The sequence below is a fragment of the Chitinophaga sp. sic0106 genome, from assembly GCF_019219075.1.
GTDB lineage: Bacteria > Bacteroidota > Bacteroidia > Chitinophagales > Chitinophagaceae > Chitinophaga.
Genome location: NZ_JAHUWJ010000006.1, coordinates 161,438 through 176,816, shown reverse-complemented (window position 1 = coordinate 176,816; position 15,379 = coordinate 161,438). Strand labels below are relative to the sequence as shown.

Annotated in this window: 10 protein-coding genes; 4 read left to right on the top strand and 6 right to left on the bottom strand. The window is 46.4% G+C overall.

Features of this window, described 5'->3' with window-relative positions; translation table 11 throughout:
- The first annotated feature begins 14 nt into the window (after window positions 1-14).
- Window positions 15-431 (top strand): hypothetical protein, encoded by a 417-nt coding sequence (locus tag KW844_RS11215; protein WP_218376820.1) that lies wholly within the window; start codon window positions 15-17, stop codon window positions 429-431.
- Between the two features lie 96 nt (window positions 432-527).
- A complete protein-coding gene (locus KW844_RS11210) occupies window positions 528-1,721 on the top strand; it encodes a PepSY domain-containing protein (protein ID WP_218376819.1) in 1,194 nt (397 codons plus the stop codon).
- Between the two features lie 101 nt (window positions 1,722-1,822).
- On the opposite strand, the gene KW844_RS11205 is transcribed toward KW844_RS11210, so the two are convergent.
- The 5 genes from KW844_RS11205 to KW844_RS11185 all read right to left on the bottom strand — a co-directional run bounded on the left by KW844_RS11205 (window position 1,823) and on the right by KW844_RS11185 (window position 9,841).
- Window positions 1,823-2,938, bottom strand: a complete 1,116-nt coding sequence (locus tag KW844_RS11205; protein ID WP_218376818.1) for a TlpA disulfide reductase family protein — start codon at window positions 2,936-2,938, stop codon at window positions 1,823-1,825.
- 19 nt (window positions 2,939-2,957) lie between these two features.
- Window positions 2,958-4,361 carry a RagB/SusD family nutrient uptake outer membrane protein gene (locus tag KW844_RS11200; RefSeq protein WP_218376817.1) on the bottom strand — a complete coding sequence of 468 codons (1,404 nt, stop codon included), beginning with the start codon at window positions 4,359-4,361 and terminating at the stop codon, window positions 2,958-2,960.
- Between the two features lie 11 nt (window positions 4,362-4,372).
- Window positions 4,373-7,921, bottom strand: coding sequence for a SusC/RagA family TonB-linked outer membrane protein (locus KW844_RS11195; protein ID WP_218376816.1), 3,549 nt, complete (start codon window positions 7,919-7,921; stop codon window positions 4,373-4,375).
- Between the two features lie 102 nt (window positions 7,922-8,023).
- A complete protein-coding gene (locus KW844_RS11190) occupies window positions 8,024-9,172 on the bottom strand; it encodes a FecR family protein (RefSeq protein ID WP_218376815.1) in 1,149 nt (382 codons plus the stop codon).
- A 78-nt stretch (window positions 9,173-9,250) separates the two neighbouring features.
- On the bottom strand, window positions 9,251-9,841 hold the full coding sequence (locus KW844_RS11185; protein ID WP_218376814.1) for an RNA polymerase sigma factor: 591 nt from the start codon (window positions 9,839-9,841) through the stop codon (window positions 9,251-9,253).
- Between the two features lie 378 nt (window positions 9,842-10,219).
- Between KW844_RS11185 and KW844_RS11180 the strand changes: the two genes are divergently transcribed.
- Complete coding sequence (locus tag KW844_RS11180) at window positions 10,220-12,949, top strand: outer membrane beta-barrel protein (RefSeq protein WP_218376813.1); 2,730 nt, start codon at window positions 10,220-10,222, stop codon at window positions 12,947-12,949.
- A gap of 5 nt (window positions 12,950-12,954) precedes the next feature.
- Window positions 12,955-13,734: a GLPGLI family protein gene (locus tag KW844_RS11175; protein ID WP_218376812.1), complete on the top strand. Its 780-nt coding sequence runs from the start codon at window positions 12,955-12,957 to the stop codon at window positions 13,732-13,734.
- Window positions 13,735-13,805: 71 nt separating this feature from the next.
- Here the strand turns inward: KW844_RS11175 and KW844_RS11170 are convergent, their stop codons facing one another.
- The gene (locus tag KW844_RS11170) at window positions 13,806-15,377 is read right to left on the bottom strand and encodes a SusD/RagB family nutrient-binding outer membrane lipoprotein (protein WP_218376811.1); all 1,572 of its coding nucleotides are present in this window, start codon (window positions 15,375-15,377) and stop codon (window positions 13,806-13,808) included.
- Window positions 15,378-15,379 lie beyond the last annotated feature (2 nt).

The window sequence follows — 15,379 nt, the reverse complement described above, 5'->3', positions numbered from 1 at the left end:
CAACTGCCCTTTGTATGACAAAACATCTCAATTTCCATTTACAGGGAATAGAAATACTGGCATTTTCTTTTACTGAATATAATATTGCTGCGGACGTTGACAGCATTAGATTTGATATTGAGCAGGAACAAAAGGCCAGGCAGGAAAAAAGCCTGATAATAAACATCGTCTCCATTCAACTGCTCAACATCAAGTCTTCCGCTAAATTAGCTCACCTAAAAATTGCCTGTGGCTTTGAGGTCCCATCTTTTGACAAGGCTGTAAAGCAGGGAAAACAAGGAGAGGCCATCATTGACCATCATCTGAACGCATCCCTTAACAGAATTTCTATTGCTACCGCCAGGGGCATCTTATTCAGTCAATTAAAAGGTACCACTTTACATCACGCCATCATGCCAATCCTTGCGCTGGAATCCAACCCAACCCCATAAACCCCCAAATTTTTCCGCTTACGATCATTACTTTTCCCTATTTCAAAAACAACTTCCCTATATATATAACATCTTTGCGCCCTGAAAACTACGCGCATGCCTATAACCGGGGATACTGTTGTACAGCAGGAAACCACCACCAGTAAGGGAAAATCCAATATTAAAAAAGCAAAGAAGCCGTCATTTCTTCGCCGGCTCGCCGCAGTATTGCATCTGTGGCTCGGACTAGCCTCCGGACTGGTGATCATGATCGTAGCCCTTACCGGCGCCATCTACGCCTTCCAGCCGGAACTAAGTGACGCCTTCCAGCCCTACCTCTTTGTGGAAAAAGCCTCCACCCCGGTGCTGCCGGTATCCAAACTGAAAACTATTGCCGAAAGCCAGCTGCCTGGTAAGCGCGTGAGTCGCATTACGCTCGCCGGCGCCGACCGCTCCGCGGCTATCAGCTTCAATGATAAAAAGAAAGGTTACTACTATATCGTGTATATCAACCAGTATACTGGACAGGTAATACGGGTGAAGGACATGGACCGGGATTTTTTCCGCCAGGTACTGAACGGACATATGCACCTCTGGCTGCCTGACCCGGTAGGACATTACATCGTCGTGTATGCGGCACTGATATTCGGTATTATCATCCTCTCCGGACTCATACTGTGGTGGCCTAAGAAGTGGAGCAAAGCTACCCGCAAACAAAGTCTGGCCATAAAACTGGATGCCTCCCCTAAACGCCTCAACTACGACCTGCACAATGTGCTGGGCTTTTACGCCAGCTGGATCATGATTTTTGTAGTGGCCACCGGCCTGGTGTGGGGTTTCGATGCGGTACGCAATGCTGAATACTTCATTTTCAGCGGTGGTAAGCAATACCCGGAGCAGCAAGAAAAAGCAGCCAGCAGCCTGCCGGCGGTAGCGAGCCCGCTGGACAGCATAGACGTGCAGATACGCCGCCAGTACAACATCTACACCGGCAGAACACAGTTTCTGCTGCCTGCCAACCCAAAAGCGGTAGTTACGGTTCGTTACTTCCCGGAGGAAAAAAGGAACTTCAATGCCGACTACCTCAGCTTTGACCAGCAAACTGGAACCGCCTTACCAGACGGCCCTCGGGGGAAATACAAGGATGTAAATGGCGGCGAACTAGCCAACAGGCTCACCTACGACGTGCATACCGGCGGCATTGGCGGTTTGCCACTGCGCACCGTGATATTCCTGGCAGCACTCATCACCGCCTCCCTGCCCGTAACCGGGTTCTATATCTGGTGGGGCAAAAGGAAGAAGAAAAAATAATTACCACCTATAACTTTTGTACGATTCAACGATGACCAGATTCTTAATCGCAACCGTATTTTTTATATCTAGTTCCCTGCTAACGTGATGCCGTTTTCATTTTACTGCGCTTTTTGTTGATAGTCTTTCAACGCCTGCTCATATTCCTTTACAGTATAGTCCATGATGGATCCTACCATCTCTCCTTTCTCCAGTGCAGTACGCGCTTCTTCCACCGCCTGTTTCTCTAACGAAACCGCTTTCGTAAAATCGCCACCTTTCGCATAGCAGGATGCCAGGGCGTGATACACTACCGGGTTGCCGCCGCCAGGATTTTGGGCTTGATAATTTTTAGCAGCCCAGATGTAAATGGCTTTATCAAACCCATCTTTATTGTAGATCGCACCTAAGGCAACTGATGCCAGTGAATGGTTAGTTTTTTGGATTTCTTCTGCATATGCGATTCCCTTTTGCTGATCTATGTGGTTTAACAGTACGTCAAACTTCATCATTTCCATCATTATTTTTCGCTGCGCATTTTCGGCTATCGACTTTTCAATTAATTGCAGGGCGGTGGTATAATCTTTTGCGCCAATAGCGTCCTGAATTGGTTTCAACAGCGCCTGCACAGCAACCATTGCATTTCTGCCAGTTTCTGCACTTTTATCAAAGGAAGCCTTGAACGCAGTCATATCATAAGTTCCGTTTAAAATCGCCGGCAAGATGGAATCCAGTGAGTTAGGATGACCAATCCAAAGTATCTGGTTATTTTTTACAAGAAACGTGGAAGGAATACCATTTTCACCGGCAGCCTTGAGCCAGTTGTTTCCCATAAATTGCTCATTGTTATCAGCTATAACGGAGTATTTCATGTTAGCATCATTTCCTTTCACAAATTTCTCTACCATGGGCAAGGAGGAGGCATATGGCTTATCTACCGGTACCTTCTCCCACACATTCACACCAATGAAGGTAACTTTGCCTTTATAATCCCCTTGTAACTTAGTCAGGTGCGGCATAGCAGCCTTACATGGGCCACACCAGGTAGCCCAGAATTCAAGCACATACAGTTGATCACCGGTAAAGGATTTCACCGGTTTCCCTTTGATCCATTTGGAGTATTTAAGTGCTGGTGCAGCATCGCCGATTGAAAGTTTTCCATTGGTTTGGCCTGCGGTAATACCTATACAAAAAAACACAGAGAGCAGTAGTAATCCGGCTATTTTCGACTTTTGCATAATAGTCAGTTTTTGTTGGTTAATAGTTTTGTGTGAGTGAAGCATTAAACTGTGTAGCGCTCTGCGGGAAAGGGAATATCCACAACTTAGAATCCGGTGTAAGCTGATAGGTAACACCGTTAAGCGTCCTGGTAATGACTGCTGCATATTTTCCTTCTCGGTTCCATCTTTTCAGGTTGATGAAATTGCGCATGGTATAGAGGAATTCAATCCGAGACGTTTGCTGCAAGTATTTCATTCCCTGGGCTTCATCCGTGGCGCTCAGCGGAATATATGGAGATATCCGGCGGATGCGTATACTGTTTACCTCCGCCATTCCTTCGGCTACCTGATTGGTACGGATCAGGCATTCTGCTTTCATCAGTACCAGGTCGGAAGTAGTCATGCCAGCCATATTACTCTCATAAGCAGGTGCAATCCAGCCGGGAATATTGGCTAAGCCCACGTATAGATACCCGATGTCGTAATTATATACAAGGGAAGAATCTTTGATGATATTACCCGGTTCATACCAGTCCCGCAGGATCTCATAAGTAGGGGTAAACGTAGTAGGTGAAAAGCTGTTATCCGTTGCATAAAATAAATTATCAGCGGCGCTGATACCACTGCGAACCGGTACCCTAGCGGCTTTAGGCATTGCCAGCAATGTGCGGTGATCTTCCAATGTACTGTTATATTTCAGCGCTTCCTTCACTGCTTCCAGCGCTGCCGGATAGTTACGCATGGATAGCAGTACTTTTGCTTTCACCGCGTAGGCAAATGCTTTTCCAATGCGCATCCCATTTTTGGGCTGGTCCGGCAATGCGTCCATTGCCAACGCAGCATCTACATCTCCCAATAAATTATCATATACTTCTTTGACGGTATTCTTGTTATTTACCGACTCAAAATCGATATCCTTCACATAGGGCACACCACCATCCATGGCTGCTGAAGCCGGATCATAGGCCTTTGCATAAATATTTACCAACAGGTAATGTGAGTAAGCACGAAGAATGTGTGCTTCTGCTTTTAGCTGCTTTAGCAGCTGCGGGTCGCCGCTGGCCTTATCCGCATTGGCCAGCACAATATTGGCGACGGTAGAAATGAGGCGGTACAAGCCTTCATAAGGCCCGTCGGTAAGGGTTAAGGCGGCCCTGTCAGCCGACTCGTCATACGTCAGCAGGATCTTATTCATCGTTTGCACATTGGAGGAAATGGTATTGGGTACATTGATGGCCTGCAGGTACATATCATTGTCGAGCAGCGCCTGCTTCATCGCAGTAAAGGGCGTACCCGAATAGTTTACATTTAGCAGCAGATCCAGGTCCGTAGCTCTGTTCAGCAGGTTCTGGCCTTTAGGTGTAATATCTGTATACTTCTTACATCCGCCCACAGCCAGCAGGAAAATAGCCATTGCCAGCAGGTATATAGAACTTCTCATAAATACTTGAATTAGAAATTAGCATTGATACCAAAAACAAAAGACGCAGGAATCGGAGCAGCGCCGGTTTCAGGGTCTACATGCACATCTTTTTGTTTGATCCAGATAGCACCAGGATTGTTTATCTGTGCCCTCATCTTGAGGCTGGTGGCCCTGATTTTAGACGCAACTGTGGCTGGCAGCGTATAGCCGAGCACGATGTTCCTGATTTTTATGAAGTCGGCCGGCCGCACCAGGTTATTGCTATAATAATATTGGTTGGTAATAGGCACCTGATAATATTGGCCGCTTCCCGGAACATCAGTATTGGTATTAGTGGGCGTCCAGCTGTTCAGCAGATATGTTGGCATTGGCCCATAGTTCGCATATGGATACGGTGTTGGAACAGGACGGGCTCTATAGTAGTGCCCACCATAATACACCGCAAAAATATTCAGACTGATACCTTTATAGGAGATGTCGTTGTTGAAGCCTAAATTCAATATCGGATCAGCACTACCAGAGTATTCAATAGCATCGGCATCATTGGCACCCAGGGATGCTTTGCTAGGCGCTCCTTTAGCATCATACCACTGTGGCACTCCATTGGTATCCAACCCTGCAAACCTGAAGGAGAACAGGGAGTGAACCGGATAACCCACCCGGTAGGAACCGCCACCAGCCAATGTCAGCGGGTTACGGGTCAGCTCATCTACTGCGGTAATTTTATTTTTATTCCAGCTACCTGTTACCTGGGAGGACCATCTGAAACCGCCGGCGCTTGAGGGCCTAAACCAATCGTATCCTAAATTCAGTTCAATACCGTGATTGGTCATGCTCGCATTATTAATCACCATGGAGGTAAAACCTTCCGACGGGTCGAGGCGCTTCTGTGCGAATAAATCAGTGCCTTTTCTGAGGTACCAGTCAAGCGAACCTCGCAGCCGCTGCTGCCACCAGCTGAAGTCCAAGCCGATATTAGTAGTCGCTGTTTTTTCCCATCTCAACTTTGGGTTCGGGGGGTTAGTGACCGTGGCATTCGGCAGTTGGGTAATGTTATTTACACCAGTAGTGGCTGCCAGCACTGCGGTCACATTGCGGATATTTCCGGTGAGGCCATAAGTAGTGCGTAGCTTCAGGTAGTCCAGGTTCACCATGTTTTTCAGGAATGCTGCTTCAGAGGCTACCCAGGATGCGCCAACGGACCACAGGGGGCGTCCACGGTATTTTTCATCGCCGCCAAACAGGTCTGCATAGTCTTTTCTTAATGAACCGAAGAGATTGTATTTTCTATCATATGTGTAGGTGAGATTGGCATAGCCGGAAGCAAACCGGTGCAACTCATCACGTAGCAGGCTCATGTCCGCAATTTCATTAAAATGATATTGCCGTACCGGATAGCTTGGGTTCCAGAAGGTGCCCGTATTGAGGTTATACAGATTGCCAAAGTTTACACTTTGGGTCGACTGCGTCTGCAACTGATCGTCGTAGCCCAGCAACACTCCATTGTTTCCGTATGTCCGTGTTTGTCTGAATTCCATACCTGCAATGGCTATGAACCCGTGGTTGCCAAATTCACGATCGTAGTTGGCCTGCAGCCTGGCGGTATAATTCGGACTTTTAATATCAGCTGTGGCCAGCTTCCCTCCTTTTGGCAAAAGATTAGTGTACTTGTAATTGCCGGCAGCACCTGTGCGGGTACTGTACACATCCTGTAACCAGCGCATCGTATAACTTTCTGCCTCGGAGTAGGCGCTTACATTGCGGCGCAAATCCTCGTACTGGACCATTGGCTGTATGTAAAGGCCTCTTAGCACTTTGAAATGCATATTTAGGTAATACCTGGTGTTGAGCGTGGAAGTATTTACGAAATCTCTTTCCAGTTCATCCAGATGATTAAAGGTACCCGAATACAGTCCCGGTGTGGTTTCCATGATAGTGTTATAACTATTAAACCTGTTGGTGGAATATTGCGCACGGGTGCCATCCGCATTGAATAGATTGAAGTACGAAGGCACGGAATATGGGGTAGTCGCAAAATCATTATTATGTGCCCTTGCTTTTCCAAGCACGCTATTTACGCCATAGTCCAGGTCCAGCCATTTAGCGATATTGTAGGCACCTTTATAAAATAGATTGATCTGCCGGTTATAGGCATGAATGATGCCGGTATTATCGGTGGTATAATTTACCACCAGGCTATTGTGCGATTTACCATTGTTGGTGCGTAAGGCAAGATTATATTGTTGCAGGACCTGTGATAGCAGCGCCTGATCCCGATACTGAGCTACAAAATCATTTTTCCGGTAATCGCCAAGCTGGCTCTCCAGCTGTGCGGCATTGATTTTACCGGTTTTATATTGGTAATAGGCGTATTGCACGGGAGAAACAGGTGCACCATTGGCCACATTGTTTTCAAAATTACCAACCGGGTTGGAAACGGTACCGTTTCCGCCATCGAACCACCAGTGGTAGTATTCCGATTCCCAGTCCACCTGCTGGGCAGGAGTCATATAGCTTTGGTAACTGTAATCCGGTTTATCCGTTACCGTTAAATTGGAAGAGAGTTCTATTGTAGTCTTGTTTTTAGCTTTCGCTTTTTTGGTATTCACCACAATCACACCGTTAGAGGCTCTTGCTCCGTAGATAGCGGCGGCGGCAGCGTCTTTCAAAACGGTTACACTCTCCACCTCATATGGATTAACATCTGCTATACTCCCTTCGATAGGCAAACCATCCACCACTACCAGTATATTTGCATTCGCCTGTATGGTGCTCACGCCACGGATGGTAGTATTGCCGCGGTATTGTACCAAGCCGGGCACCAGCCCTTCCAGGTTCAGGAGTATATTTTGAGTATTGCGTTTTTCCAGCTCCTCGCTGCCTACGGTTGCTACTGATCCGGTAAGGTTGGTGCGGTTAATAAGCTGGTAGCCGGTGTTTACTACTGCTATTTCTTTCAGGTCATTTACAGTTGGTTTTAGGGAGATGACAAGGCTATTGGAATCAGCAATGACCAGTTCTTTGGTATCATACCCTATGAAACGTATGATCAGCACGTCGCCGCGTTTTGCCTGGAGGTTAAACCCACCATCTTCTCCGGAAACAGTACGGTTATGGGTAGCTTTATTACTGATGGAAGCGCCTGAAAGCGGTTTTCCGGCAGAGTCCACTATATGCCCGCTAAGCGATGTGATGTCCATGTTATCATCCTGACTAGTAGCTTTCACTTTTTTTGAAATGAAAATCGTTTTGCCTTTGATTACATATTGTAATTGCTGCTCGCTTACAATCTGCGCCAGCAATTCGTTTAAAGGCTTGCTGACAACCTGCAGTGTAACAGGTTTGGCAGCGTCATATACATTGCGGTTGGCTAGAACGCCATATCCTGTTTGCTGCTGAATGGCTTTAAAAACCTGTTGCAAGGTCAGGTCTTTTCCGTAGATAGTTACGGATTGTGCGTAAACGGAGATGCCTTTCAGGCAAAGAAAAAATAAAAGGAATAATACATTACACCCGCTCCTTAGCGTTCGTACAGATCCATGCATAGCACGTCCGGACCTGAAAATAGTTTCTGGCATACCTACGGTAATTTGGTTGATAATTAATTGGCTGACCGGTTGGGCAGCCATGCATAATCAGATAAATTAGTGTTGGTTGGTCCTAGCGCATATGACTCAATATTATGGATGATGTGGTAATACAATTAATTTTCGTCCTTCCAGTCTGGTATGTAATCCCAGTTTCCCCAGTCCTTCCATCAGGTCGTTTAGCGATATATCCCTGGTCAAGTTGCCGACGAGTTCCAATTCGGGCACTCCCTGTTCGTACACCACGTCTATATTGTACCATCGTTCCAGTTGTCGCATAGCTTCCGCGAGACTCACATTTCCAAAATCGAAGTAGCCGTTTTTCCAGGCAATTACATTGGCTAGATCCCCAGCTGTAAATTGCTTTATAGTCAGGTTAGCTGCGGTAAGCTGCGCCTGCTGACCAGGCTGCAATTGAACCGCCTTATGAAGCAACCATCCCGTTTTTATACTGCCCTGGAACAGGGTGGTTGTAATAACCGACTCGTTCGTATAAGCATTTACGTTAAAACGGGTACCCAGTACGATTACGCTGGCGCTGTCATTAATGACTACTTCAAAAGGTTGCTGTGCATTTTGCGCTATTTCAAAATATACCTCTCCGGTAATATTCACTTTTCTTTTTTTGCCAATGAAGGCCGCCGGAAACTGGATACTACTAGCGGCATTCAGCCAGGCGATTGTACCGTCGGGCAGGCCAACAGCTATCTGGCGGCCTTTAGGTGTGGTGATGGTATTATAAATGAGGCGGTCGCTGCTGCCTTCGTATACTATTTTTCCGTTTACCATGCGCGCTTTCACGCCGCCCTGAAGGGCAATCAATCCGTTTTTAAGTGTGTCCAACAGCACCTGCGATCCATTTGCCAGTGTGAGTATGGCGCCGGGCTTGCCGGCAGGGATTTCTGCTAAGACTGCTTCCCCTGGTTTATTTTTAATAGTTTTACCCAGCCATACATAACTACCTGCTGCTATCAGCAAGGTGATAACAGCGGCGGCACTCCAACGGTAAATTAGCTGAAGGTAGCGGTCTTTCCTCTTACTCGTATATGCCTGCCAGGCGGTATGGGCCTCAAACTGTTTCATGACCAGCAGCTCCTTTTTAAGTGCCGCAGGATTTGTCAGCTCGCTGAAAAGGTATTCGTTTTCCGTTGACGCTTCGCGCCATTGGTGCACAAAAGCCCATTCTTCCGTTGTTAGCGGCTCCCCGTTCAAATGCCTGATGATGATATCGTCAATCTGCATACAATAATATTAGCATGGCTCCATGCTAATATATATAGCAGGAACTCACGTTTATTCCCATGAAAATTTTAAATATTTTTATAGTTCTCCCCAGATACTTACAAAAACGGCCAGGAGTCCATGCTTCAGGAGGGCTGCTTTCAGCAATTTGGCTGCATTGAGCTTTTGGTTGAGCACCGTTTTGGTCGAAATTTTCAATATGTTGGCCACCTCGTTAACGCTCCTTCCTTCAAAAAAGATGAGTTTAAATACTTCCCCACATCCTTTGGGAAGTAGTTCCACCTGCTCATAAATCGCTGCAATTACTCTTGTGCGCACCTGCTCTACATCCGACTGCCAGTCGAAGACCTCCGACAATTGTCCCAACGCATCATAGCTGGATTGCTCTTTCTTTGCCTGCTCCAAAAAGCGCAAGCTGGCATGGCGAGTGGCCAGGAAAAGGTAATTTTTGAGATGCTGCTCGCTGTCGAATACTTTTGGCTGCGCCGCAACGCGGATCAGCAGCTCCGAGGCAATGTCCTTTGCCGCCTCTGTATCGTTGATCAGTTTAAACGCATAATAGCTGAGAGCAGTGAAGTATTTCAGGTAAATAAACTCCAATGCACTTTCATCACCCGTACTCAAAAGGCGAAATAGTTCCTTCTCCTCCATTGGTTTACCTGCTGTCAAGTTTTTGGATTTGATGCGGCGCAAACTAAAGCAAAAAAATCAGAAAGTACAATAATCCAATTATATTAATCAAAACATTAATAAATAAAAATACCGCCTTGGCCGTAGTCAACTTTCCACTAAGTCAGAACTACTAAAGATAACATGATAAGTATACTTCCGCGTTTTTCAGCTAGATAATCCAGCCGCTTATACGCACCCCTTACTGTATTCCTCCCTTTTCCCCCTTCACCACCCAGCCCTGGCAAAATCATGCCGCTGCTATTTTCTTTATCTTAATAATGCCATACTAACAATCATTCAGAACAGAACAGTAACAATGCAATAATGAAAGGTACTTTGTTTGTAGCAATACCAGGTCAGCAACACCCTATACCCATGTATAGCAGAATAATCGGAGCCATATTACTTCTTGCTGGTATCGCCGGTACGGCAAAAGCGCAAAACAGCATAATAAAGGGCAAAGTGGCAGACAGTAGCCTAAACATTCCTCTCACGCAGGCCACTGTGGTGCTTTTGCAGGCGAAAGACTCGTTCATCATCGCCAGCACCCGTGCAGGCAACGATGGCAGCTTCCAGTTCCGGCAGCTCTCCGACACCGACAGGTACGTGGTGTATTTTTCTTATCCGAAATATGCCAACTATGCCCATATCATAGATATGCGGCAGCATCCGCAAAAGGAGGCAGACATGAAAAGTGTATACCTGATTCCCAAAGGCAAGCTGCTGCAGGAAGTCATCGTTAAATCGCAGGTAGCCGCCATCAAAATCAATGGGGATACCACCGAATATAACGCCGGTAGTTTTAAAGTACAGCCCAATGCCTCTGTAGAAGAGCTACTCCGGCAACTCCCCGGCCTCCAGGTAGATCAGTTCGGCAATATTACCGCCCATGGGCAAAAAGTAAAGAAAGTACTGGTAGATGGCGAGGAATTTTTCAGCGATGACCCCACGCTGGTCACCAGGAACCTGCGGGCAGATATGATCGATAAAGTACAGGTATATGATAAAAAATCAGATGCCGCCACCTTTACCGGCATTGAAGATGGCGTAAAAGATAAGACCATCAACCTGAAAATTAAAGAAGATAAAAACAATGGCATCTTCGGCAAAGCAGAAGCTGGTGCGGGCCCCGACAGCAAATATAACTTCCAGGCCATGCTGAATGCATTTAAAGGAAAACGGAGGATGTCCGCCTACGCCACCACCGGCACCATTGGCCGCACAGGGCTGGGTTCCGCAGATAAATCCAAAATCGGCGACGATACCGACGGCGAGGATGCATACTACGGCAAAGGCCTCCCCAACAGTAGCAACGCCGGATTACATTACGATAAAAAATGGAATAAGGACAAAAGTTCCTTTAACGGCAATTACAAATTCAGCCTGATGGATATAGATGGTGCGGAAGAAACCATCTCCACCAACAACCTGCCCACCGGTATTATCCTCAGCAATTCTACCAGCAGCTTTTCCTCCTCCAGCCGGCATCACCAGGCAAACGGAAAATATATTCATAAAATCGACAGCAACACCACTTTTACACTACTGGCTGGTGGCGCCGATTACCGGAGTAACAACAGCAACATCAGCGCGAGGCAAAACCGCCGGGGCGATTCCAGCGTGATCTATGATAACGTGGCCTCCTCCGGAAACGAGTATAATTTTAATAAATTTGACCTGAATCTCTCCCTGGAAAAAAGATTAAAAAAGAAAGGCCGAACTATATCGTTTTACCTGAACAATAACTTTTCAAATGATGGCGGCTCCGGCAACAGCAGCTCCATTAGTAGCTTTTATGACCCTGCCGGTAAAGAAGACAGTACCGCCCAACTCCTCCTGGCAAAAGAAATGAATGACCATTGGCGCACCCTGCATTTCCAGACATTGTATACGGAAGCCATCAGTTCCAGGATTTCCATGGTCATCAACTATAGCCTGGATAATGAAAGTGCGGAGGATAACAAACGCTCTTACAATACAGCCTTCCCTATTCCAAAACTACTCGATACGGCGTTTAGCACCCGGGTGTCGTCCTCTTCCCTGGGTAATCAGGCCGGGTTGGCATTCAATTATAATCATAAGAAGACAAATATCAAGTTGGGAAATAATGTTAAGTTATTTCAACAAACCATCGATAATCTCTATACCAACGAGCACCTAAATAAGCATTTTACTAACCTGAACCCATCCGCCAGGTTTGACTATAAATTCAGTAACTATGAGAGCCTGAGTATGGGATATAACGGCAACGCCACTACGCCGGGCCGCACGCAGCTGTTACCGTTTAATTATAACAATAGTCAGCTCACTACCTCCCTGCCTAACACGGACCTGCACAACAGCTATACACATAGCGTGGATGGCCGCTACCAGGCCAGCAGGGTAGCTAAGCAGGTTTACTATGGATTCAATGGCGGGTATAACCTTACCACCAGCGCCATTGTGCAGGCCACCCATGTGGACCCTTCCGGCGCCTACACCTATCAGTTCATTAACATGAACGGTTATACGAATACTAATTATAACCTCAACACTTATTATTCTAAAAAAATAATACCGCTGGATCTGCAGGCCGGTGTAGGCCTCGGTACTAATGGCGGTAAAACCTACAGCTCCATCAACGATGCGGTAAACAAGCTGGATTATAGCACCTATAGCCTTTCCGCAGAATTATTCAAGAACAAACCCTATAAATACAGTATTTACCTGGTGGCAACCGGAGGCTATACAAAAAACACCTCTTCCCTGCAACCGGAGTCAAAAAACAACTATTTCTATTATAGCCTTAATCCGTCGGTGGACATACATTTTCCGAAAAAATTCCAGTTGCACACGGATGCTACATACCTCTGGCAGCAGCAGTCGCAGGCCTTTTCCGACAACTTCAGCCGCCTGACCTGGAACGCCTGGTTCGGCAAAAACTTTTTTAAAAATGAACAGCTTACGGTGAAGGTTTCCTGTAACGATATCCTGAATCAGAATAATGGTTACAGTCGTACAGCCACCAATACCTATTATTCCGAAAACAGGTACACCACCATACGCCGGTTTTTTATGCTGGGCGCCACCTGGAACTTCACCCGATTCAACAACATTAAACAGTAAGCCACTTGAAAAAGATATTATTCGTTTATACCTGCCTGTTATTTAGCGTTACAAGTATTTTTGCGCAGCAGGCAAATTTTGTGAACGAGGGAAAAATAAAATTTGAACGCAGGATCAATACCTTCGCTACCATGCCCATCTTCCTGCGGGAAACGGGTATGATCAAGGGAGACGACGTAACTACCTTCATGCAGAACTACCGAAACGGAACACAGTTCTGGACGGACACGTTCGACCTGTACTTTGATAATACACATAGCTTTTACCAACCCGCCAATCCCGATATAGATTTCTGTAAAACGTTTGCTGTACCGGTATCCTATAAAAATAAAGTCTACAATAATTTCGAAACTTCGGTGGTGAATATTGAAAAGCAGGCATTCGAAAATGCTTATTTCATCAGTGATACTATGCGGCGTTTGCGTTGGAAGCTAACCGACGAAACCCGCGAAATTGCTGGCTTTGAGTGCCACCGCGCCAATGCGCTCGTATTTGACTCTATTTATATTGTAGCATTTTATACGGATCAGATTCCCCTACAGTCAGGCCCTGAAACCTTCAATGGCCTGCCTGGCATGATCCTGGGTATTGCCATACCACACCAGCATATTACCATATTTGCGCAGCAGGTAACGGGAATGACTACACGCCCACAAGAGTGGCCGGTACCTACTGCAGGCAAGCGCACTGCTATGAATAATAAATCGTTTAATACCATGACCATGAAGTTGCTGAAGCAATTCAACCTGTCGTCGGACTGGGTGCAGTTTTTTATGGATTTGTGAGTCCTGGCATTTATAAAAAAAGGCCGCCTCTCAAAAGAGAGGCAGCCCGCATTCACCGTTAGTCTATCGACTTATTTTACATCCCACCACACACGGGTAGTTGCGTTATTTTTAGCGGCCACTTTACTGAAGTTGTCAGAGTTATTGGCAGCCTCCGAAGTAGGATACCAATACCTTACAGGGAAGGTGGCATTACGCTGTTGTCCTTCGTAGATATCAGCCGGCAGTTTCGGAAGATCCAATCTCCTGAACTCTGCATAGGTTTCACCCATTTCCATGAAACCGGTATTCAGGTATTTTTGCAGTGCAATTTGTTCCATGGCTTTATTGGGGTCAAAAGCATAGGAGGAAGAGGCCAGCAGTGTATTGATGACAGATGCATCAGGTTGAGCAGTCAGACCAGGTTTTTTAGCCACCGGGCTATTCAGGTAGATGCTGTAATACCAGGAAATAGAGGCTTTCACCCCATTTTCATAGTAGGTTTTGGCATCACCGGTGCTGATCAGGTTTTGCTGCCTTGCTTCTGCCAGGAGGAAGTAAACATCTGCGGCATTAATTGTTACGCCAGTAGGCAGTTTGGTATTTTGCACAAACGTTACCGTATCCAGCACTGCCGCTTTGGTTACCGCAAAGGTTCTGTCGGCAAAAGTAGCCGGCAAGCCTACAATAGCGGTGGTATCGCTGGCACGACGGTAAAACACCTGTAAGCGCGGGTCTCCTGACTGTGTCATTTGATCTACAATAAACTTAGGTGCATACTGGTAGTTAATGGCCTCGTAAAAGGCACGTACCAATGTTCCGCCGGCGCTGGTAAAGGCCTGCCCACCCTGCAGGAGAGCACCGTTATCCGCATTATCAGTAATCAGTGGCTTGTTGCCACCTACCAGGTCGTCCAGCTCCTGCTTAGCACGGGCAGGATCTACTGCTGAAATACGCATGGCATAGCGCAGTCGCAGGGAGTTGGCCATCTTTTGCCATTTGGCCATATTGCCTTTATACAGGATATCCTGTACTGCCAGGGACTTGTGGCTTTCATACAGTGTAGGCTGTAAGGTAACAGTACCCAGGTATTCCGCGGCAGCTTTCAGGTCGTCCAGAATGCTGTAGTAGATACTTTTCTGGTCATCATACACCGGATAGTAATTAACCGGCTGGCCATACAGGGAGTTTTGTGCATCAAAGCCCTGGGAATAAGGCATATCATCGAACAAATCAGTGGCCTGGGCGGAACTATAGGCCCCCAGTACTTTTGAGAGATGATAGTATACCTTATATTCTTCCTGCTGACTCTTGTCTATTTTATAGTTATAGTAATTCTGAATACCGATTACGTTGAGCATTCGTGTCAGATAATAGGTACTCCATTCTGCTCTGTCGGATGTGATATTATAAACGTTGCCGCTGATAGGATCAATGGTAGAGGCATTTAACTGTAACATAGGCCCCAGCTGGCGGAAACTGTTGTTATAAGCCTGTACATATTCCTGTCGTACCACCGCCTCAATGGCAGTAGGCAGCAAGTATTCAATTTTCGTAGTGGTGAATGTTTCCGGGTTGGAAAACAGGTCATCCATGTTTTTTTTACAACCGGTACCTACTGTAGCCACTAATAACCCTGCTAAAATTAATTTTCTGTATGTCATGT

Coding starts and splice junctions, on each gene's coding strand:
- KW844_RS11215 (WP_218376820.1), top strand. CDS start 15: ATGACAAAACATCTCAATTTCCATTTACAGGGAATAGAAATACTGGCA.
- KW844_RS11210 (WP_218376819.1), top strand. CDS start 528: ATGCCTATAACCGGGGATACTGTTGTACAGCAGGAAACCACCACCAGT.
- KW844_RS11205 (WP_218376818.1), bottom strand. CDS start 2,938: ATGCAAAAGTCGAAAATAGCCGGATTACTACTGCTCTCTGTGTTTTTT.
- KW844_RS11200 (WP_218376817.1), bottom strand. CDS start 4,361: ATGAGAAGTTCTATATACCTGCTGGCAATGGCTATTTTCCTGCTGGCT.
- KW844_RS11195 (WP_218376816.1), bottom strand. CDS start 7,921: ATGCCAGAAACTATTTTCAGGTCCGGACGTGCTATGCATGGATCTGTA.
- KW844_RS11190 (WP_218376815.1), bottom strand. CDS start 9,172: ATGCAGATTGACGATATCATCATCAGGCATTTGAACGGGGAGCCGCTA.
- KW844_RS11180 (WP_218376813.1), top strand. CDS start 10,220: ATGTATAGCAGAATAATCGGAGCCATATTACTTCTTGCTGGTATCGCC.
- KW844_RS11170 (WP_218376811.1), bottom strand. CDS start 15,377: ATGACATACAGAAAATTAATTTTAGCAGGGTTATTAGTGGCTACAGTA.